Here is an 18387-nt window from a genome sequence, read left to right as displayed (position 1 = left end):
TAAGGTCGGCGATCTTTCGAGATTTACGGGAGCATTTGATGCGTCTGAACCTTCTTCTGGCCTCGGTCGCCGCCGTGGCGACGACCGTCTCTTCCGCCCAGGCCCAGAACGTCGCAGCCGCGCCCCAGCAGAGCCAGCCCGTCGACGTCGAGATCGACCAGGGGGTGCTGCGCCCGCTCCAGATCGCCATCGTGCCCTTCAGCGGCGACCACGGCGCCGACATTTCCAGCGTGATCAGCGGCAATCTGAAACGGTCGGGCTTCTTCGAGCCGTTGAATCCGGCCGGTTTCATCGAGACCGGCCTGACCCTGGCCAATGCGCCCAACTTCCCCCAGTGGACCCAGATCGGCGCCCAGGCGGTGCTGTATGGGGCGGTGACGCCGCGGGCCGACAATCGGGTGGACGTGGGCTTTCGCCTCTATGATCCGTACCGTCAGTGCCAGCTGGTCAGCTATCAGTTCACCGCCACGGCCGAACAGTGGCGCCGGATCGCGCACAAGATTTCCGACGTCATCTATCAGCGGATGACGGGCGAGGCCGGCTTCTTCGATTCCCGCGTCATCTTCGTCTCCGAAGAGGGGACGCAGCTGAACCGGATCAACCGCCTGACCATCGCCGACCAGGACGGGTTCAACCCCGTCTATCTGACCCAGGGCGACGAGGTGATCATGTCGCCGCGCTTTTCGGCCTCCCAGCCGGACGAGATCACCTATGTGGCGCTGGGCAAGGACTACAGCCGGATCTATCTGTACAATCTGACGACCGGACGGCGGGAAAGCCTGGGTCAGTTCGACGGCCAGGTGCTGGCCCCGCGCTTCTCCAACGACGGCAACAAGATCGCCTTTTCGATCATCCGGGGCGGCAATACCGACATCTATGTGATGGACCTGCGCAGCCGCCAGCTGTCGCGCCTGACGTCGGACCCCGGCATCGACACCTCGCCCTCCTTCAGCCCGGACGGCAGCCAGATCGTGTTCAACTCGGACCGGTCGGGGACGGCGCGCCTCTATGTCATGCGGGCCGACGGCTCGGGCCAGCGGCCGATCTCGCGCGGCGGCGGCGTCTATACGGCGCCGTCCTGGAGCCCGACCGGCGACCTGATCGCCTTCACCAAACAGTCGGGCGGCCGGTTCTCCACCGGGGTGATGAACTCTGACGGCTCGGGCGAGCGCATCCTGTCGTCCAGCTATTTCGAAGAAGGCCCCAACTGGGCGCCCAACGGCCGCTATGTGATGTTCGCCCGCCAGACGCGGGGCGGGGACACCCGGTTGTGGACGGTGGACCTGTCGGGCCGGGTGGTGGCCCAGGCGGGCTACAACGGCCGCGGCACCGACCCGGCCTGGTCGCCGCTGCTGGACGCGCCGCCGTCGAACCTGGGCTTCGGCCAGGGCCCCGACAGCTGCCCAGCCTGAGGTCGGGCGCCGTCGCGTGACGCTGTTCGCCGTCAGACGGAGCCATTCGGCTCAACACTGCGTTATCGCCCCTGGCGCCCAAAATCCGCCAAGGGCAGAACTTAAGGCCAAGCTTGAGGCCGCCGTCCTCATAATCCTTCAGGAGACGACCCGATGAAAAAATCCCGCATCATGACCGTGGCCATGGTCGGCTGCGCCGTCGCCGCCATGGCCGCCTGCGCCCGCAAGCCGGTCGAGGGCGTCGTGCCGACCGAACCCGCGACCACCGCCCCGACCGGCCCGGCCTATCCGACCGCCCCGACCGGCCCGGTGTCCGGCGGCAATATGGGCGCCGCCGCCCCCGGCACGGAACAGGACTTCGTCGTCAATGTCGGCGACCGCATCTATTTCGACCTGGATTCCTATGAGGTCCGGCCCGAGGCCATGCCGCGCCTGGACGCCCAGGCCCAGTGGCTGCAACGCTATCCGTCGGTCACGGTGCGGATCGAGGGCAACGCCGACGAACGCGGCACCCGCGAATACAACCTGGCCCTGGGCGCCCGCCGCGCCGAGGCCGTCCGCACCTATCTGATCAATCGCGGCGTGCCCGCCGGCCGGATCGACACCATCAGCTTCGGCAAGGAGCGCCCGATCGCCGAAGGCTCGAACGAAGAGGCCTGGGCCCGCAACCGCAACGCCCACACCGCCATCGTCTCGGGCGCCGCGCGCTAAGGGGCGAGAGCCGAAATCGAGACCGGAGAGGCGTCGGCGAAGGCCGGCGCCTCTTTTCTTTTCCGCCCGCCCTCCGCAAGGTGGCCTTCGCAAGACGACGGGGGATCAAGGGCGTGGATATCGAAGGAGCCGGCGGGGCCATCACCGGCGGGCTGATCGCGGGGGCGATCGAGAAACCGGCGGGCCAGGCGGGCGAGGCCGGCTACGGCGTCTGTTCGGACTGCGGGGCCGAGACCAGCGGAAACTTCTGCGCCCACTGCGGCCAGCCGACCCATGTCCACCGCACCTTGCTGCATCTGGGCGAGGAGCTGCTGCACGGCGTCATGCATTTCGACGCCCGGGTCTGGCGCACCCTGCCGCTGTTGGCCTTGAACCCCGGCCGTCTCACGCGCGAATGGGTTCAGGGCAAACGCACCCGCTATGTCTCGCCCCTGGCGATCTTTCTGTGCACCCTCTTCATCATGTTCTTCGCCCTCAGCTTCATGCCCCAGCCGGGGGCGCATGAGGGTGAGGCGGAACGCACCGCCCGTCTCCAGGCCGAGGTCGCCGAACAGCGGCTGGGTCTGGTCGAGGCGGAAAAGACCGTCGCCGAACTGCGCGCCGACCCCGAAGTGAACGACAGTCCGATCGCCGCCCAGACCCTGAAGACCGCCGAGGGGGTGGTGGAGAACCGCCGCCAGTCGCTGAACCGGCTGGAGACCGAGCTGCGCGACGGCCGGTCCGACGGCCTGGCCCCCGGCACCTGGCAGGCCCAGGTCAAGGACTTGGCCGCCGACGGCAAGGTCAAGGGCCACGGCCTGGGCGCCGTGCTGCTGAAGAAGCTCCAGAACCCGGACCTGGCCCTCTATAAGCTGCAGCAGACCCTCTATAAGTTCGCCTTCCTGCTGGTGCCCTTCTCCCTGCCGTTCGTGGCCCTGCTGTTCCTGTGGAAACGGGGCTTCACCCTGTACGACCACGGCGTCTTCATCCTGTATTCCCTGACCTTCATGGCCCTGCTGCTGATGGTCATGGTCCTGGCCGGGACGATCAACGGCGTCCTGGGCGGCTTCGTCGGCCTGATCGGGCTGGCGGTCATACCGGCGCATATGTTCGCCCAGTTGAAGGGCGCCTATGGTCTGTCGATCTTTTCGGCCCTGTGGCGGACGGCGGCCCTGCTGTTCTTCTGCAACATCGTCATCGGCCTGTTCGTCACGGCCATCGTCTATCTGGGTCTGGGTCATTAGGTCCGCCTTGCGGCGGCCCCAAATCGGTGAAAGCTAGAAGCCATGATCAAGCTGTCCTTCCCCCGTCTCCTGGCCCTGACGGCCGTCGGCCTGGTTCTGGCCGGGGGCGGCGTCGCCGTCGCCCAGCAGGCCGCGCCCAACATCATGCAGCCCATTGAATGGGACAAGCGCCGGCTGGACCAGCTGGACCGCAATGTGCGTCGGCTGGAACGCGCCCTGACCCAGAGGAACGCCGCCGGTCAGCCGGTGCTGGTCGAGCCCGACCCCGAGGTGGTCACCCTCCAGGGCCAGTTCGGCCTGTTGAGCCAGAGGCTGGAGGACCTGGAGGCCACGGTGCGCCGGATCAACGGCGACAACGAACGGCTGACCTTCCAGCTGGACGAGGCCCAGCGCGACAATGCGGCGCTGAGAACCCGGATCGTGGACGCCGAGGGCCGGATCGAGAAGCTGGAGCGGGCGGCCGAGCTGAACGCCCCGATCGAGGCCAATTCGCCGACCGGCGACGCCGGGCAGGACCTGGCGGCGGCCGTGCGGCTGATGGGCGAGGACCGGGCGCGCGGCGCGCGGGCGCTGGAGACGGTGGTCGTGACCTGGCCCGACACCCCCCAGGCGCGCGAGGCCAACTCCCGCCTGGGCGACATCCGCGTCTCGGCCAATGACAAGGCGGGGGCCGTGGCCTTCTACGCGGCGGCCCTGAAGGACTGGCCGCGCATCGGCTGGGCGGCCGATACGACGCTGAAACTGGCCGACGCCCTGTTCGCCACCGACCGCAAGACGCAGGGTTGTGCGGCCCTGGCGGAGTTCACGCGCCGCTACGCCCCCTCGGCCTCGGATCCGCAAAAGGCCCGCGCCGCCCAGATGAAGACCGCCGGCGGGTGCAGCTGACGGTCGCGCCGGGCGGCCGGACTGGGGGGCTCCAGTCCCGGCTGTTTGCGCGGCTGGATGATCGGTTGACGGTCGATGACGACCGACCCGTCGCCCTGGCCCTGTCCGGGGGCGGGGATTCCATCGCCCTGATGCGGATGACGGCGGCCTGGGCCCAGACGCGGGGCCGGCCGGTTCTGGCCCTGACGGTGGATCACGGACTGAATCCCGACAGCCCCGCCTGGACCCGGTTCGCGGGCGAGGCGGCCCAGGCTGCGGGCTGCGCCTGGCGGGGTCTGGTCTGGACCGGGGACAAGCCTGTTGCGGGCCTGACGGCGGCGGCGCGGGCGGCCCGGCACCGGCTGATCGCCGAGGCCGCGCGGGCCGCCGGGGCGCGGGTCGTGCTGATGGCCCACACCGCCGACGACGCAGCCGAGGCCGATCTGATGCGGGCCGAGGGCTCGACCCTGGGGCGGGTGCGCGAATGGGCGCCCTCGCCGGCCTGGCCCGAGGGGCGGGGGCTGATGCTGCTGCGGCCCCTGCTGGGCGAACGACGCGAGACCCTGCGGGCCTGGCTGAGGGCTCAGGGCGCCGACTGGATCGAAGACCCCGCCAACGCCGACCCGCGTTTCGGCCGCAGCCGGGCGCGGCGGAGGCTGGCCGAGCGGTCCTTGCAGGATGCGGTTCCTCCGCCCGAGCCCGCGCCCGCGATCAGGGCTGAGGCGGCTGTGGGCGTGCATTTTTCGGCGGAGGGTTTGGCCCAGACGAGGCGCGACATCGACCCCCGCGCCCTGGCGACGGCCCTGGTCTGTATCGGGGGCGGATCGACCCCGCCGCGCGGCGAAAGGTTGGAGCGGCTGATCAGGCGACTGGGCGACGGCGAGGATTTCGCCGCCGTCCTGTGCGGCACGCGGGTCGAGGCCGAGGGGCGGACGGTCCTGATGATGCGCGAAGCCGGAGAACTGGCGCGGGCGGCGCGGGCCGACCTGGACCTGGTCCCAGGGCGGGAGACGGTCTGGGACGGCCGGTTCGCCTTTGAGACCCTGGCGCCGGGCTGGCGCGTGGGCGCGGCGCGGGGGCGTCTGGCGCAGCTGCCCGCGTCGGATCGGGCGGCCCTGGGGCGGCTGCCGCCTGCGGCGCGGGGGGCGCAGCCCGTGCTGTTCCGGCGCGACGGGACAGGGCCGGTTCTTGCAAGCCCGGCCGTGCGGTGGCGCGATCTGGCGCCCGAACGGCTCAGACTGGCGCTGGGCGAAACGACGCATGAGGACGATCTGATCGCGCCGCCATGGCGTAACGCGGCGGAAGCGCCTATTTTCCGAGACTGACAATCCAGCCGTCGGGCCAGAGGGCGCCGGCGGACGACCGAGGACCTCAATGAACCTGCGTAATCTGGCGATCACGGGCGTCATCATCCTGGCCCTGCTGGCGGTCTATGCGGCGGTGTCGCAGGGCGGCGCCATGACCGGCATGGCGGCCCAGGGCGGCCCCGGCGCCGGCCGGCCCGAGACCATCACCTATTCCCAGCTGGTGCAGCGGGTCGAGGCCGGCGACATCAAGGAAGCCACCGTGCGCGGCGACCAGGTGACCGGCGTCTATAAGAACGACGGCCGCTTCTCCGCCACCACCCCCTATCCGAACGAGCAACTGGTCAACTCCATGCTGGCCAACGGCGTCAACGTCGACGCCAAGACCACGCGCCAGTCGATCTGGATGAGCCTGTTGATGGGCATCCTGCCCATCGCCCTGCTGGTCGGGGTCTGGATCTTCTTCATGCGCCAGATGCAGGGCGGGGCGCGCGGGGCCATGGGCTTCGGCAAATCCAAGGCCAAGCTGCTGACCGAGCACAAGGGCCGCAAGACCTTCGACGACGTCGCCGGCGTGGACGAGGCCAAGGAAGAACTGACCGAGGTGGTCGAATTCCTGAAAGATCCCGGCAAGTTCCAGCGCCTGGGCGGCAAGATTCCCAAGGGCGCCCTGCTGGTCGGCCCTCCCGGCACCGGCAAGACGCTTCTGGCCCGTGCGGTCGCGGGTGAGGCGGGCGTGCCCTTCTTCTCCATCTCGGGCTCCGACTTCGTCGAGATGTTCGTCGGCGTCGGCGCGTCGCGGGTTCGCGACATGTTCGAACAGGCCAAGAAGAACGCCCCCTGCATCATCTTCATCGACGAGATCGACGCCGTCGGTCGCCATCGCGGCGCCGGCCTGGGCGGCGGCAATGACGAGCGCGAACAGACGCTGAACCAGCTGCTGGTCGAGATGGACGGCTTTGAAGCCTCCGAGAACATCATCCTGATCGCCGCCACCAACCGCCCGGACGTCCTGGACCCCGCCCTGCTGCGTCCCGGCCGTTTCGACCGCCAGGTGGTGGTCCCCAACCCCGACGTCTCGGGGCGCGAGCGTATTCTGCGCGTGCATATGAAGGACGTGCCCCTGGCCGCCGACGTCAACGTCAAGACCATCGCGCGCGGCACGCCCGGCTTCTCGGGCGCCGACCTGGCCAATCTGGTCAATGAGGCGGCCCTGATGGCGGCGCGCAAGGACCGTCGCATGGTCACGCACCGCGATTTCGAAGACGCCAAGGACAAGGTGCTGATGGGCTCGGAACGTCGCTCCATGGCGATGAACGAGGAAGAAAAGCGCCTGACCGCCTATCACGAGGCCGGTCACGCCATCGTCGCCATGAACGTCAAGATGGCCGACCCCGTGCACAAGGCCACCATCGTGCCGCGCGGCCGGGCCCTGGGCATGGTCATGCAGCTGCCGGAAGGCGACCGTTATTCGATGAAGTACCAGCAGATGATCGACCGGATCGCCATCATGGCCGGCGGTCGGGTGGCGGAAGAGCTGATCTTCGGCAAGGAGAACATCACCTCCGGCGCCTCGTCCGACATCGAACAGGCGACCAAGCTTGCAAGGGCGATGGTCACGCGCTGGGGCTTTTCCGAAAAGCTCGGCACCGTGGCCTATGGCGAGAACCAGGAGGAGGTCTTCCTGGGCCATTCGGTCGCGCGCAGCCAAAACGTGTCCGAGGAGACGGCCCGCACCATCGACGAGGAGGTCCGCCGTCTGGTCGCCTCGGGCTGGGACGAGGCGCGCAAGATACTGACCGAAAAGGCCGAGCATCACGAGAAACTGTCCCAGGCCCTGCTGGAGTACGAGACCCTGTCGGGCGAGGAGATCAAGGACCTGCTGGAGAAGGGGGTCGCGCCGAACCGCGACGAGAACAACTTCCCCAACGCCGGGCCTTCGGTCTCGGTGCCGGTGACGCCGGTTTCCGATGGGACCGAGATCGAAATCCCGGTCGAAAAGCCCGCCGTGACGAGTGTGCCGACGGTCCACTGAGGGTCAGGCGCAGACAAAAGAAGAAGGGGCGGCCTGCGAAGGCCGCCCCTTTTTTTGACGTCGGACAGGGTTCAGAGAATCTGCGCCGCCTGGTCGAAGCTCAGGCGCGGCGAGCGGGGGAACAGGTTCTCGTCCGTGCCGTAACCCAGGTTCAGAATGTAGTTGGGTTCGACATGGCTGTCGGGGAAGAATTCGGCCTTCACCCCCGCGGCGTCGAAGCCCGACATGGGGCCGACGTCCAGACCCAGGGCGCGGGCGGCGATGGTCAGATAGCCGCCCTGGAGCGAGGCGTTGCGGAAGGCGGTCTCGCGCCGTCCGGCCTCGTCGGCGAACCAGTCGCGCGCGCCCGGCGCATGGGGGAACAGGGTCGGCAGATGGTCGTGGAAGTCGAGGTCCTGAGCCAGGATCAGATTGACCGGCGCCTGCTGGGTCTTGGCGCGATTGCCCTCGCTCATCAGCGGGATCAGCCGGGCCTTGGCCTCGGGCGAGGTGACGAAGACGAAGCGGGCCGGGCCGGCGTTGACGGCCGTAGGGCCGAACTTGGTCAGGTCGTAAAGTTTCTTCAGCAGCTCGGGCGCGACCGGCCGGTCGCTCCAGGCGTTGCGGGTGCGCGCCTCGGTGAAGAGTTGCGCCAGGGCGGCTTCCGACAGAGGGAGGTCGCGGGGGGTGGGAGCGTCATAGGCCATGGGAGGGCGTCCTGATCTGCAAAAGCAACAAAGTCTGGTGCTAATTTAGCCCATTCCGCAACTGTCGCAAGTGCAAATCCGGCAATCCATCGTTTCCAACCGTGCGCCGCCCCCCTGTCGCAAGACGCGGCTTCGTCCTATCTAGGCAGGATGAAAGACCTGACCCAACTGATGCAGCAGGCCCAGGCGATGCAGCAAAAGCTGCAGGACGCCCAGGCCAAGATGGCCGAAACCACCGCCGAGGGCTCCTCCGGCGGCGGGCTGGTGAGCGTGGCCCTGAAGGGCGCGGGCGAGATCACGGCGATCAAGATCGACGACAGCCTCTTGACCCCCGGCGAGGGCGAGATCCTGGCCGATCTGATCGTGGCCGCCCATGCCGACGCCAAGCGCAAGCTGGACGAGGTGAACGCCGCCCTGATGCGTGAGGCCGCCGGCCCCATGGCCGGGATGAATATTCCCGGAATGCCGAAACTGTTCTGATGGCCGCCTCCGCCGGGCCGGAGATCGAGCGGCTCATCTCCCTTCTCGCCAAGCTTCCGGGCCTGGGACCGCGCTCGGCCCGGCGCGCGGCCCTGGCCCTGCTGAAGCGGCGCGAGCAGCTGCTCGTGCCGCTGGCGGCGTCTCTGGCCGAGACGGCCGACAAGGTGGTCTCCTGCTCGGTCTGCGGCGCGCCCGATACGCGCGACCCCTGCGCCGTCTGTTCGGACGGGGCCCGCGACAACGGCCTGATCTGCGTGGTCGAGGAGGCCGGCGCCCTGTGGGCCATGGAGCGGTCCGGCGCCTTCCGCGGCAAATATCATGTGCTGGGGGGGCTGTTGTCCGCTCTGGACGGCGTCGGCCCCGAACATCTGCGCATCGCCGAACTGGTCGGCCGTGTGAAGGGCGGCGCCGTGCGCGAGGTCGTCCTGGCCCTGCCCGCCACGGTCGACGGCCAGACCACGGCCCACTATGTCGCCGAGCGGATCGCCGGCCCGGACGTCCAGGTCACCTCCCTGGCGCGCGGCGTGCCGGTGGGCGGCGAACTGGACTGGCTGGACGACGGCACCATTGTTCAAGCGCTGCGGGCGCGGCGGCCGGCCTAGGCTCGCGTCTTCCCCGAGCCGCCGACTCCGGCTAGGAACGGAGCATGAACATGTTCGTGCTGATCCTCGCCGTCGTCGCTCTTGCCTTCGGGGGCGGTTTTCTGTGGGCCTTTATGGGGTGGCAGAGGGCGCGCAGCGAGTTGGCGGCGGCTCAGGCTCGGATCGACCTGGTCGAAGAGAGCCGCGTCACGATGGGCGAGCTGCTGAAGGCCCAGGCGGCCCAATCGGCCCAGGCGGTGGCCGACCAGATGGTCAGCCGCGCCACCGAGACCTTCCGCGCCCAGGACCAGCTGGCGCGCGAGCGGATGGCGGCCCAGCTGAAGCCGGTGGCCGACACCCTGACGAAGTTTCAGGAACATGTGGCGGCGCTGGAAAAGGCCCGGGCCGAGGAGACCGGCGGCCTGAAGGAACAGCTGACCCAGCTGATGGCCGCCTCGTCGGCCACGCGGGACGAGGCGCGCAAACTGACCGAGGCCCTGCGCGGCAACACCGGGCGGCGCGGCCGCTGGGGCGAGCAGACCTGCCGCAATGTGCTGGAGGCCGCCGGCATGGCCGGGCGGTTCGACTTCACCGAACAGACCTCCAGCGCCGACGACGAGGGGCGCCAGAACCGGCCCGACTTTCTGGTGCGCCTGCCCGGCGGCGGCCTGTTCGTCATCGACGCCAAGGTGCCCCTGGCCTTTGACGAGGAGGAGGGGGACGAGGAGGCGCGCGCCCGGTCGGTCGGCCTGCGGATCGCCGCCAGCCTGAAGACCCATGTGCGCCAGCTGTCGTCCAAGGCCTATCAGGACCAGTTCAAGCCCAGCCCCGACTTCGTCGTCCTGTTCGTGCCGGGCGACAGCTTTCTGTCCACCGCGCTCGACCATGCGCCGAACCTGCTGTCGGACGCGATGGAATCGCGGGTGGTGATCGCCACCCCCTCCACCCTGTTCGCCCTGTGCAAGGCCGTCGCCTACGGCTGGCGGGCCGAGGAACAGGCGGCCAACGCCGACAAGGTCGCGGCCCTGGGCCGCGAACTCTACAAGCGGCTGTCGGTCATGGGCGGCCACGCCTCGGCGGTCGGTCGGGCGCTGGATCAGGCGGTGGGTAAATACAACCAGTTCGTCGGTTCGCTGGAGAGCCAGGTCATGGTCTCCGCCCGCCGGTTCGAGGATCTGCAGGTCGACCACGAGGGCAAGGAAATCCCCGCCCTGGCCCAGGTCGAAACCCAGCCGCGCCTGATCACTCGGCCGGAGCTGACGGGGCCGTCAGACAACTGACCTTGTCTCTTTGACAAGGTCGCTTGACATAATCGACGCACGGTGAGACAAGCATACTTGTCATAACGACAAGGAGCATTGTCATGGCCAAGGGCCTCTGGAAAATCATCGCCCTCTCGCTCGCCGGCGTTCTCGCCATTGTGGTGCTGGTCGTCGTCGGCGGCGTCATTGCGGTTCTGGCCTCGGACAAGGGGCTGATCGCCGAGGACGCCGCCCTCCTGATCATCTCCGCCGTCATGGCTGTGCTGATGATGGCCCTGTCCCTGTGGCTGGGCGTCGCCTGGATGGCCCGTATCGACGAGGCGGCGCGCGAGGCCCACAAGGCCTCCTGGTTCTACGGCGGATCGGGCGGTCTGGCGGTGGGCGGGGTGTTCATCATCCTGGCCTCCACACCGCCGGCGGCGCGGCTGACCGTGCCCGCCTGGTTCGACGGGCGCACCGATCCCGCCGCCTATGCGGCAAGCGGCGCCGTGGGGCTGATGGCCCTGATGCTGATCGGCTACGGCGTCGTCTGGGGCTGGTGGTGGCTGGCGCGCCGTTGAGGAGCTGAACCATGAACAACCGCCTCAAGGTGCTGCGGGCCGAGCGCGACTGGTCCCAGGCCCATCTGGCCGAACTGCTGGGCGTGTCGCGTCAGACGGTCAATGCGCTGGAGACCGGTCGCTATGACCCGTCCTTGCCGCTGGCCTTCAAGATCGCCCGCATCTTCGAACAACCCATCGAATCCATCTTCTCGGAGGACTGAGTGATGTCGAGCGTTGAAGATCCGAAACTGTCCTGGCCGGTGCGTATCGGCGGCCTGTTGTTCCTGGGCCTGGCCGGGGCCGGGGTCGGCTATCTGGTCGGCGGTCGAATGGAGGTCGAAGACCTGCGTTGGGACGACGCCCTGGCCTTGGTCATCGCCGCCCTGCTGCTGACGACCGGGGTGATCATGGCCGCGATGGCGGTCCTGCGACCCAGCACGCCGCCCCCGGCCTGCGGTCCGCTCCAGGCCCTGGTCATGCTGATCGCAGGCGTGCTGATGATCGCGCCGATCTGGGGGCCGAACCTGGCCTCGCCCGACGTGGTCTTCATCGGACTGGTCCTGCTCAGCATCATCCAGTCGGTCGCCAATCTGATGCTGTGGCGCCGCGCCGACGAAATGCTGCGGCGGGTGATGGTGGAGACCAGCGCCCTGGCCTTCTGGGCCTCGCAGATGGCGCTGTTCCTCTATGCGGCGGCCGAGCGCCTGGGCCTGACCGGCGGGGTCTCCGCCTGGGGCATGATGGGCGTGCTGATGACGATCTACCTTTTGGCCTCGACCGTCGCCTCGATGCGGCGCGGCCTCCACTGAAAACTCTCAACCGAAGGAAACGCCCGTGACTCTCGCCAAACGCCTGAAATCCTCCGTCTCCAATCTCGTCCAAGGCGCCGTCGGCGTCTCCGCCGGCCTGGCGCTGGTCTTCGCCATCGCCGGCGCCCCGACCCAGGTTCTGGCCCAGGCCGCCCCGGCGCCTGCGGCCGCTGCGGCCGCTGCGCCTATCCAGGGCGAAGGTCCGGCCCTGTGGGTGATCAAGGACGCGGACTCGACCCTGTATCTGTTCGGCTCGGTCCATGTGCTGCGCCCGACCACCGGCTGGGCCAGCCCGCGCGTCAACGCCGCCTTCGACAGCGCCTCGGACGTCTGGTTCGAGATCACCAATCCCGAAGACCAGGCGGCCATGATGCCCCTGATCCAGCAGTACGGCCTGTCGCCCCAGACGCCCCTGTCCAGCCGTCTGACGCCGGAAGAGCTGGCCCAGCTGGACGCCGCCGCCCAGACCATCGGCGCCTCGGCCGCTCAGATGGACCCGCTGAAACCCTGGCTGGCCGCCCTGTCCCTCTCGGTCGCGCCTCTGGTCAAGGCGGGCTATGATCCTCAGTCGGGCGTCGAACTGGCCCTGAAGGCCCGCGCCCAGGCCGCCGGCAAGCGCCTGCACGGCTTCGAGACCCTGGAGAAACAGGTCGGCATGCTGGCCACACTGCCGGACGACGTCCAACTGGAGTTCCTGCGCGAAACCCTGAAGGACTTCGACGAGGCGGTGGAGATGCTCGACTCCATGGTCGAGGCCTGGGCCAAGGGCGACGTCCAGGCTCTGGACCGCATCGTGGTCGAAGAAATGAAGACCGATGCGCCGGAACTGTACAAGGTGCTGCTGGTCGACCGGAACACCGACTGGGCCAATCAGATCCAGACCCTGCTGCAAGGCTCCGGCACCGCCTTCATCGCCGTGGGCGCCGCCCACCTGACCGGCGACGACAGCGTCCAGTCCATCCTGCAATCGCGCGGCGTGGCGGTCGAAACGGTCGAATAGGGCGACAGGCGGCGGCGCTCAGGCCTGGTTGACGTCCCAGACGAAGACCACCCACAGCGCCGCCGCCGCCGCTGCGGCCGTCAGGGCCGCCGCCAGACAGCCGAAGGCCAGGCCCTGCGGCCCCTGTCCGTCACCCTGGTTCATGCTCTGGCGCTCCCCTGCGCGCCCATACTGCCCCAAGCCCTTGAGCCCCGCCACCGCCCCGTCTATGGAAACAGGCGCGCGGGCGTAGTTCAGAGGTAGAACGTCAGCTTCCCAAGCTGAATGTCGTGGGTTCGATTCCCATCGCCCGCTCCAATTTCCCGCCTGTCCTCCGATCGCGCCCCTGGACCCCGACGCCTCTGCACGACGCGCCGTCCGCCGGTCGTGAGGCGCCCGGCACGCCCTGTGCAGGCGGCGCCCCCCAGGCCGAAAAGTATTTAGCACCGCAACTCAGAATTTTTTAAGTTGAAGCGCCCGTAGGTTGTGCGTGCTAAGGGTTTTTGCATCGACATCTGAGCTTTTAGAATCCCCCAGGTTGTGTCTTTACTTGGCCGACGGAGCTGATCCGTCTGCAATGGGGATGTCGTCACATGCGTCGTTTGCTTGTTTCAGGCGCCGCCCTGATCGCCGGCCGGCCGTCGCGGGGCCGCCTCGGCCCAGGGCCAGGGAAAGCGGGCCCTCGATGCAACACCTTCACCACCACGATGACCCTGTCGTCCAAGGGCGTCTGGTCGTTCCGCTTCACCGCCACCCCCTATGGCGAGAACACCACGGCGGTCTGCACCTTCGAGCCCACATCGACCAATGCGTCGACCGGCCGATACTACGCCGACGCCAAGGTCTCCGGTCTCTGATCGGTTTACGTCTTAAAAGGGAAGAGATCGCAATCTGCGATCGCTTTCTCCTTCAGGGAAGCCCGCCATGACCGACGCCCTCAATCCCAAACCGCCTTCGGCTGCGGCCTCGGCCGCCGCGCCCAAATCCGACGCCGCGCCAAATCTCGCGCAGAACATGGAGCGGCTGCGGACCCTCGCCGCGATCATTACGGATGAGAGCGGGAACGTCACCACACAGGCCAAGCATGCGGCGGCTCTGGAGGAGCGCCGGATGTTTCTCGACGGAAAGTTCAAGGGGTCAGGTACGGAGACGACGCCGATATATCTTCAGATCAGCAACAGCGAGTTCAGAAAGAAAATAGATTCTATAAGAACGGAAATGATGAACTTAGACCTCAGTCCTGCGGACGAGGTAAAATTCGTTAATTCATACTCATCAGAAGACCAGCAGATCATATTCGATTTCATTTTAAGTCCCACATACGGAGACGGCTCTCGGCAGTACGCCGACCTCGACAGCTGGAAGAAGAATATGGAGGCCCTGTCCAAGGTTCAGGACTTCATGGCGAAGGCCAAGACGGACCCGGCGGTCAAGGCCGATCCCAAGTACGCCGAGGTGGAGAAGCTGTGGATGATGGCCGACACCTCCGCGCCGTCTTGGACCGCCCTGGTGCTGCAACTGTTCGGCGAGACGCCCAGTTCGAAACTGGACCTGTCGGACAAGGCCAGGACCGTCGTCGGCGACGTCAAGCCCAACGCCCAGCCCGCCCCCTATGAGCCCGGCGCAGTGGCGTCAAAGCGCGTCTGATCCCTTCCTCCGACATCAAGGACCGCCCTAATGACAGACGCCCTCAATACCGCCTCGACCCCCGCCGCCGGCGCCTCCTCAACGGCGGCGCCTCCGATGACGCCGAAGCTGGCGGAGAACCTGGAGAAGCTGCGCGGTTTGGCGGCGATCATCGCCGACGGCGACGGCAAGACGAACGTGGAGGGCAAGAAAAACGCCTATGCCGCGATGCGAAATATGATCATCACGGGAGCGTTTTCAGATGCCGCCAACAATAATCAATCGCTCTTGTCGACGCTGAACACAATATACGAGAGTCCGTTTGGAAAGCGGGTAAGCGAGTTGGACAATAGGTACGGTGAGGAGGTGACGGCCCTCAACCAGGATGGTCGTCTTGGTGAGGCGATGGTTTCCGTCATCAGCACCTACTCAGAAGAAGACCAGAGACTGATATTTGATCTTAACATCAATGCGGCGGACGGCGGAGGGGCGAGAAAGTACAGCGATATTGACAGCTGGAAGAAAAATGTGGCCGCCGTTTCTAAGGTCCGGGACTTCATGGCGAAGGCCAAGACGGACCCGGCGGTCAAGGCGGACCCCAAGTTCGCCGAGGCGGAGAAGCTGTGGATGATGGCCGATACCTCCGCGCCGTCCTGGACCGCCCTGGTGCTTCAACTGTTCGGCGAGACGCCCAGTTCGAAACTGGACCTGTCGGACAAGGCCAGGACCGTCGTCGGCGACGTCAAGCCCAACGCCCAGCCCGCCCCCTATGAGCCGGGAACGGTGGCGTCAAAGCGCGTCTGATCCCTTCCTCCGACATCAAGAGCCGCTCCAATGACCGACGCCCTCAATCCTGCCTCGACCCCCGCCGCCCCCGCCCGGCCGGCGATAAAGGCCGCTCCGAATTTGGCGCAGAACTTGGAAAAGCTGCGCACTCTGGCGGCGATCGTCGCGGACGAGAGCGGCGCCACAAGCGATAAGGCGAAGAGCGCGGCCTATAAGGAAACGCACCGAATGTTCTTGGACGGAGAGTTCATGGGGTCTTCCGGCGCGGACACGAATCCGATCTTTGCGACCATGATGAATAGCGAGTTCAAGAAGAAAATAGACGGGGCGAGAAATGAAATGATCGCCTTGGATCTGCATGGAGTTGATGAGGTAAAATATATAGAATCCTACTCTCCCGAAGACCAGCAGCTTCTATTTGATTGGGTCTTGAGCCCTGTCAATCATGACGGCTCTCGGCAGTACGCCGACCTCGACAGCTGGAAGAAGAATATGGAGGCCCTGTCCAAGGTTCAGGACTTCATGGCGAAGGCCAAGACGGACCCGGCGGTCAAGGCCGATCCCAAGTACGCCGAGGTGGAGAAGCTGTGGATGATGGCCGATACCTCCGCGCCGTCCTGGACCGCCCTGGTGCTTCAACTGTTCGGCGAGACGCCCAGTTCGAAACTGGACCTGTCGGACAAGGCCAGGACCGTCGTCGGCGACGTCAAGCCCAACGCCCAGCCCGCCCCCTATGAGCCGGGAACGGTGGCGTCAAAGCGCGTCTGATCATCGACCGACCGCGCTAGAGCATGATCGTTTCGGACGGAACCGCTTCGCGGTTCCGACAGAAGCGTGAATCATGCTCTCGCTTTAAATCTGGAGCCTGATTCACCGTTTCAGCGGAACCGCGAAGCGGTTCCTCCTCAACGGATCAGGCTCTAAAGCACCAGAACCCCCGGCTCGGGCGCCGGCTTGCGGGTCAGGGGGGTGCGTTTCAGCCACAGTTTCAGCGCCTCCCAATGGATGGCGGCGACGACCTTCAGCGTCAGCAGCGGCATGGACAGGGCGGCGGCGACCAGGGCGCGGTCGGTCAGGGGGCGACGGCGGCCGGTCATGGCGGTGGCGATCAACAGGCCCTGGGCGTCGCGGCCGTCGATCGCCAGGCTCAGGGTCTCGCCGGGCGGGCGGCCCCGGAAGACATAGTCCATCTCCATCCCCATGAAGGGCGAGACATAGAGGCGTTTGTCGGTCTGCTGGCGGAACCGGTCGTCGTCGACCTCGGCCGCAGGGACCGGCAGGACATAGGACCGGCGCTCGCCGAAGGTGCTGGTGACTTCATAGACCATGGCCGCCAGCCGCCCGTCGGCCCGGTGGCAGTAGTAGAGGCTGATCGGGTTGAAGACGAAACCCAGCACGCGGGGCATGGTCAGGAGGCGGATCGCGCCGGAACCGACCTCGATCCCCGCCTCGGCCAGGCGCGCGACGATCTGGCCGCGAAGCGGGGCGCCCGAGCCGTCGCCGTGGTCGCGGTCGTAAAAGCCCATCAGGTTGAACCGGCCGCGCGAAAAGGTCTTGAGCCGCCGGTCCAGGGCGTCGATCTCGTCCAGGTCCAGCATCAGCCAGAAGACGCGGTATTTCAGCCGGTGCCGCCGGGGCCTCAGACGGGTGTGAAAGACCCCGCCGACATAGAGGGCCGAGGCCCCCGTCACGCGACGTGCGCCAGGGGGGCGGCGCCGGGCGTCAGATGGATGCGGCCGCTCTCGTTCTCGACCGTCCAGGGGCGGCGCACCCCGCCCAGCTGTTCGGCGACGGCGAGGCCCGACTGAAGCCCGTCCTCATGGAAGCCGGCGCCGAAATGGGCCCCGCAGAACCAGACGCCGCCGTGACCTTGCAGGCTCCACAGATCCTTCTGCGCCCGGACGGCGGCCGGATCGAAGATCGGGTGTTCGTACAGTTCGCTGCGCAGCAGGGCGCCAGCCGCCGGAGGCCGGGGCGGGTTCAGGGTGACGAACAGATCCCGGCCCGGCAGGCCCTGAAGCCGGTTCATCCAATAGGTGACGCAGAGGCCGTCGTCGGCCCCGATATAGTTCCAAGAGGCCCAGGCCCGGCGCCGACGCGGCATCAGGGTCGGATCGGTGTGCAATATCGTCAGGTTGCGGCTGTAGCGGAAGGCGCCCAGCAGCTCGCGTTCGCGCGCCGTCGGCTGGGCCAGCATGGCCAGGGCCTGATCGGCGTGGGCGCCGATGACCACATGGTCGAACCGTTCGGTGGCGCCGGTCGCGTCCTGAACCAGCACCCCGCCCTCGACCCGCCTCACCTGGGTCACGGCCCGGCCCAGGCGCGACGCCTCGCCGCCGGCCCCGGCCCCGGCCTGACCGCCCGAACCCTGATTGGCCGCGATTTGGCGCGCCAGTTCCTGGACATAGACCCGGCTGCCCCCGACTACGGTGCGCCAAAGCGGCCGGCCGACCAGTTTCAGCAGGCCGTGATTGCCGCAGAACCTCAGGAAGGACTCGGCCGGATAGTCCAGCAGCGTATGGGCCGGAGACGACCAGATGGCGGCGGCCATGGGCAGAAGGTGATCGTCGCGGAAGGCTTCGCTGAAACCCTCGCGCTTCAGATAGTCGCCCAGGGTCACGTCGCTGTCAGCCAGGGCCGCCAGCCCTTCCGGCGCCGAGCGGTAGAAGCGCAGAATCTCGCTCAGCATGGACCAGAAGCGCGGGCGCAGCATGTTGCGGCGCTGGGCGAACAGGCCGGGCGCCGCATATTCGAACCGGCCCTGATCCAGGGAGACGGCGAAGGACATGTCGGTGGCCTGGGTCTTCAGCCCCAGATGGGCGAACAGGGCGATCAGGTTCGGATAGGTGGCGTCGTTGAAGACGATGAAGCCGGTGTCCACCGCCGTCTCGCCCTCCGCCGAACGGACGTCGACCGTGTTCGAATGGCCGCCCAGCCGATCCTCGCGCTCATAAAGGGTCACGTCGTGACGGCCCGACAGCAGCCAGGCGCAGGACAGGGCCGAGACGCCGGAGCCCACGACGGCGATCCGCAGGCGGGGACCAGTCTGTACGGCGGCTGAAGGGGGCATTGGGTTTCCAGAAGGGC

At 67.4% G+C, this 18387-nt stretch carries 21 protein-coding genes and 1 tRNA gene; 18 read left to right on the top strand and 4 right to left on the bottom strand.

From position 1 onward, the window contains the following. Positions 1-38: 38 nt before the first annotated feature. The 6 genes from tolB to ftsH all read left to right on the top strand — a co-directional run bounded on the left by tolB (position 39) and on the right by ftsH (position 7549). The gene (gene tolB / locus AC1RKE_RS15470; protein ID WP_348683031.1) at positions 39-1412 is read left to right on the top strand and encodes a Tol-Pal system beta propeller repeat protein TolB; all 1374 of its coding nucleotides are present in this window, start codon (positions 39-41) and stop codon (positions 1410-1412) included. 153 nt (positions 1413-1565) lie between these two features. After that, on the top strand, positions 1566-2123 hold the full coding sequence (gene pal / locus AC1RKE_RS15465) for a peptidoglycan-associated lipoprotein Pal (RefSeq protein ID WP_152949499.1): 558 nt from the start codon (positions 1566-1568) through the stop codon (positions 2121-2123). Between the two features lie 113 nt (positions 2124-2236). Next, positions 2237-3346 (top strand): DUF3667 domain-containing protein, encoded by a 1110-nt coding sequence (locus AC1RKE_RS15460; RefSeq protein WP_054764720.1) that lies wholly within the window; start codon positions 2237-2239, stop codon positions 3344-3346. Positions 3347-3388: 42 nt separating this feature from the next. Next, positions 3389-4231, top strand: coding sequence for a tol-pal system YbgF family protein (locus AC1RKE_RS15455; RefSeq protein ID WP_054764721.1), 843 nt, complete (start codon positions 3389-3391; stop codon positions 4229-4231). Further along, positions 4222-5535 carry a tRNA lysidine(34) synthetase TilS gene (gene tilS, locus AC1RKE_RS15450; RefSeq protein ID WP_348683030.1) on the top strand — a complete coding sequence of 438 codons (1314 nt, stop codon included), beginning with the start codon at positions 4222-4224 and terminating at the stop codon, positions 5533-5535. The genes AC1RKE_RS15455 and tilS overlap by 10 nt, the downstream gene beginning before the upstream one ends. 49 nt (positions 5536-5584) lie before the next feature. Beyond that, a complete protein-coding gene (ftsH, locus tag AC1RKE_RS15445; protein ID WP_054764722.1) occupies positions 5585-7549 on the top strand; it encodes an ATP-dependent zinc metalloprotease FtsH in 1965 nt (654 codons plus the stop codon). A gap of 71 nt (positions 7550-7620) precedes the next feature. On the opposite strand, the gene AC1RKE_RS15440 is transcribed toward ftsH, so the two are convergent. Continuing rightward, positions 7621-8235, bottom strand: coding sequence for a malonic semialdehyde reductase (locus tag AC1RKE_RS15440; RefSeq protein ID WP_348683028.1), 615 nt, complete (start codon positions 8233-8235; stop codon positions 7621-7623). Positions 8236-8385: 150 nt separating this feature from the next. On the opposite strand from AC1RKE_RS15440, the gene AC1RKE_RS15435 reads away from it, so the two are divergent. The 7 genes from AC1RKE_RS15435 to AC1RKE_RS15405 all read left to right on the top strand — a co-directional run bounded on the left by AC1RKE_RS15435 (position 8386) and on the right by AC1RKE_RS15405 (position 12909). Next, positions 8386-8715, top strand: coding sequence for a YbaB/EbfC family nucleoid-associated protein (locus AC1RKE_RS15435; RefSeq protein WP_054764724.1), 330 nt, complete (start codon positions 8386-8388; stop codon positions 8713-8715). Beyond that, on the top strand, positions 8715-9317 hold the full coding sequence (gene recR / locus AC1RKE_RS15430) for a recombination mediator RecR (RefSeq protein WP_054764725.1): 603 nt from the start codon (positions 8715-8717) through the stop codon (positions 9315-9317). Before AC1RKE_RS15435 ends, recR begins: the two co-directional genes overlap by 1 nt. Before the next feature lie 44 nt (positions 9318-9361). Continuing rightward, positions 9362-10576 carry a DNA recombination protein RmuC gene (locus AC1RKE_RS15425; protein WP_348683027.1) on the top strand — a complete coding sequence of 405 codons (1215 nt, stop codon included), beginning with the start codon at positions 9362-9364 and terminating at the stop codon, positions 10574-10576. 83 nt (positions 10577-10659) lie between these two features. Then, entirely contained in the window at positions 10660-11118 is a 459-nt protein-coding gene (locus AC1RKE_RS15420; RefSeq protein WP_348683026.1) for a hypothetical protein, read from the top strand. Between the two features lie 11 nt (positions 11119-11129). Further along, positions 11130-11321 carry a helix-turn-helix transcriptional regulator gene (locus AC1RKE_RS15415; RefSeq protein WP_152949505.1) on the top strand — a complete coding sequence of 64 codons (192 nt, stop codon included), beginning with the start codon at positions 11130-11132 and terminating at the stop codon, positions 11319-11321. A gap of 3 nt (positions 11322-11324) precedes the next feature. Continuing rightward, positions 11325-11909, top strand: a complete 585-nt coding sequence (locus AC1RKE_RS15410) for a hypothetical protein (RefSeq protein ID WP_287105177.1) — start codon at positions 11325-11327, stop codon at positions 11907-11909. Between the two features lie 25 nt (positions 11910-11934). Next, complete coding sequence (locus tag AC1RKE_RS15405) at positions 11935-12909, top strand: TraB/GumN family protein (RefSeq protein ID WP_348683023.1); 975 nt, start codon at positions 11935-11937, stop codon at positions 12907-12909. An 18-nt stretch (positions 12910-12927) separates the two neighbouring features. On the opposite strand, the gene AC1RKE_RS15400 is transcribed toward AC1RKE_RS15405, so the two are convergent. Continuing rightward, positions 12928-13053 (bottom strand): hypothetical protein, encoded by a 126-nt coding sequence (locus AC1RKE_RS15400; protein WP_255478930.1) that lies wholly within the window; start codon positions 13051-13053, stop codon positions 12928-12930. Between the two features lie 78 nt (positions 13054-13131). Between AC1RKE_RS15400 and AC1RKE_RS15395 the strand changes: the two genes are divergently transcribed. From AC1RKE_RS15395 to AC1RKE_RS15375, 5 genes are all read left to right on the top strand, one after another. Further along, positions 13132-13206, top strand: a tRNA-Gly gene (locus tag AC1RKE_RS15395). Between the two features lie 275 nt (positions 13207-13481). Continuing rightward, positions 13482-13745, top strand: a complete 264-nt coding sequence (locus AC1RKE_RS15390) for a hypothetical protein (RefSeq protein WP_152949508.1) — start codon at positions 13482-13484, stop codon at positions 13743-13745. Between the two features lie 67 nt (positions 13746-13812). Continuing rightward, positions 13813-14535 (top strand): hypothetical protein, encoded by a 723-nt coding sequence (locus AC1RKE_RS15385; RefSeq protein ID WP_054764731.1) that lies wholly within the window; start codon positions 13813-13815, stop codon positions 14533-14535. A gap of 30 nt (positions 14536-14565) precedes the next feature. Continuing rightward, positions 14566-15318, top strand: coding sequence for a hypothetical protein (locus tag AC1RKE_RS15380; protein ID WP_395942174.1), 753 nt, complete (start codon positions 14566-14568; stop codon positions 15316-15318). Positions 15319-15729: 411 nt separating this feature from the next. Next, positions 15730-16068: a hypothetical protein gene (locus AC1RKE_RS15375; RefSeq protein WP_492897407.1), complete on the top strand. Its 339-nt coding sequence runs from the start codon at positions 15730-15732 to the stop codon at positions 16066-16068. 152 nt (positions 16069-16220) lie between these two features. Here AC1RKE_RS15375 and AC1RKE_RS15370 read toward each other — a convergent pair whose 3' ends face one another. Together AC1RKE_RS15370 and AC1RKE_RS15365 are read right to left on the bottom strand one after the other, a co-directional pair. Continuing rightward, positions 16221-16991, bottom strand: a complete 771-nt coding sequence (locus tag AC1RKE_RS15370; RefSeq protein WP_348683579.1) for a DUF1365 domain-containing protein — start codon at positions 16989-16991, stop codon at positions 16221-16223. Then, the gene (locus AC1RKE_RS15365; protein WP_348683581.1) at positions 16988-18370 is read right to left on the bottom strand and encodes an NAD(P)/FAD-dependent oxidoreductase; all 1383 of its coding nucleotides are present in this window, start codon (positions 18368-18370) and stop codon (positions 16988-16990) included. The genes AC1RKE_RS15370 and AC1RKE_RS15365 overlap by 4 nt, the downstream gene beginning before the upstream one ends. Positions 18371-18387: the final 17 nt, after the last annotated feature.

The organism is Brevundimonas sp. GW822-FHT03E11, assembly GCF_058801445.1.
Note: the sequence above shows the minus strand (reverse complement) of the source record. Positions and strands in the feature narration are given on the sequence as shown.